The 553-nt window shown below is 37.6% G+C and carries 2 pseudogenes; both read right to left on the minus strand.

The features are described 5' to 3' along the window. A pseudogene (locus tag R8N47_RS27560) lies at window positions 1-312 on the minus strand (GGDEF domain-containing protein); the annotation flags it as partial. Then, window positions 312-553: pseudogene (locus tag R8N47_RS27565) on the minus strand (oxidoreductase); the annotation flags it as partial. The pseudogenes R8N47_RS27565 and R8N47_RS27560, both read right to left, overlap by 1 nt.

Here is a 553-nt window from a genome sequence, read left to right on the forward strand (position 1 = left end):
GTCTTTACTATTTATTAATAAATCAAAACGGCTCCAAGCAAGCTCATACTGAAGTTCTGCACCTTCTATTTTTAAAACATTTTCGTCCAGTCGACGTGCTTCACTGACGAGCTCAGAAAGTTCTTTCGATAACTGGAATAAAAACCATGTCGCTTGTTTTTGCTCATCAGTAAAACTTTGCGCTAAGACCCGAGTTTGTTGGAGCAATATGACATTTGCGAGCAATAAAGAAGTGGCAAAAACCAAAAGGAGCATTTTGCTGGTCGTCGAATAATTTTTTTGTTTAATTGGGTAAGCTTCTGATAACTTCATTATTTTTGTTTTATTTTCATCTCATTAACTTGCCACACCATTTGGGCATGATATTCATTATGATCCAATTCAGGATATTGACTGAGAGGGTATATCACCCAGTAAGGGCCTTTATTTCTCACTTTGATGTAATGATGATCTTGCTGGTACGCCAAAATTGGCTGATAACGAACAATATCTTTGCGAGATAAGGTGGAGTGATAGTTGTTTAAACTGCCGATATCGACTTGCTCTGGGATGC

It is taken from the genome of Vibrio sp. 2132-1 (assembly GCF_033344315.1).